Genomic DNA, 1,114 nt, shown 5'->3' with positions numbered 1-1,114 from the left:
GCGTTAAGACCCCAGCTGTAACTCCAGTAGCGAACCCATCAGCCCTTACAGATGCCGAAAAAGCAAAAGTAGCTGAAGAAGTTAAGAAGGCTAACCCAACAGCAACAGATGTTAAAGTTGGTGAAGAGGGAACAGCAACAGTAATCTTCCCAGACGGTTCAAAAGCAACCTTAACACCGGCGCAAACAGTTAAAGAAGCTGATTCAAATGGCGTTAAGACCCCAGCTGTAACTCCAGTAGTGAACCCATCATCTCTTACAGATGCTGAAAAAGCTAAAGTAGCAGAAGAAGTTAAGAAATCTAACCCAACAGCAACAGATGTTAAAGTTGGTGAAGATGGTACAGCAACAGTAATCTTCCCAGATGGTTCAAAAGCAACCTTGACACCAGCGCAAACAGTTAAAGAAGCTGATTCAAATGGCGTTAAGACCCCAGCTGTAACCCCAGTCGTGAACCCATCAGCTCTAACAGATGCTGAAAAAGCTAAAGTAGCAGAAGAAGTTAAGAAATCTAACCCAACAGCAACAGATGTTAAAGTTGGTGAAGATGGTACAGCAACAGTAATCTTCTCAGATGGTTCAAAAGCAACCTTGACACCAGCGCAAACAGTGAAAGAAGCTGATAAAGAACTTAAGGATCCAGCTGTAACCCCAGTTACAGATCCAAGTAACTTGACTGACGCTGAAAAAGCTAAGGTAGCAGAAGAAGTTAAGAAATCTAACCCAACTGTAACAGATGTTAAAGTTGGTGAAGACGGTACAACAACAGTTACATATCCAGGTGGTACAACAGCTGTTCTCCCATCAAATAAAACTGTTAAGAGATCAGTTGATAAAGAACTTAAGGATCCAGTTGTAATCCCAGTTGTAAACCCATCAGCTCTTACAGATTCTGAAAAAGCTAAGGTAGCAGAAGAAGTTAAGAAATCTAACCCAACCGTAACAGATGTTAAAGTTGGTGAAGACGGTACAACAACAGTTACATATCCAGATGGTACAACAGCAACCTTAACTCCAGAGAAGACAGTAAAAGAAGCTGACTCAAATGGCGTTAATAGTCCAGCTGTAACCCCAGTTGTAAATCCATCAGCTCTTACAGATTCTGAAAAAGCTAA

General features: G+C 41.5%; 1 pseudogene. It reads left to right on the top strand.

The features are described from left to right. A pseudogene (locus PCY08_RS09930) lies at positions 1-1,114 on the top strand (hypothetical protein); the annotation flags it as partial.

Source organism: Streptococcus sp. SO4 (assembly GCF_030440055.1).
Classification (GTDB): Bacteria; Bacillota; Bacilli; order Lactobacillales; family Streptococcaceae; genus Streptococcus; species Streptococcus nidrosiense.
Note: the sequence above shows the minus strand (reverse complement) of the source record. Positions and strands in the feature narration are given on the sequence as shown.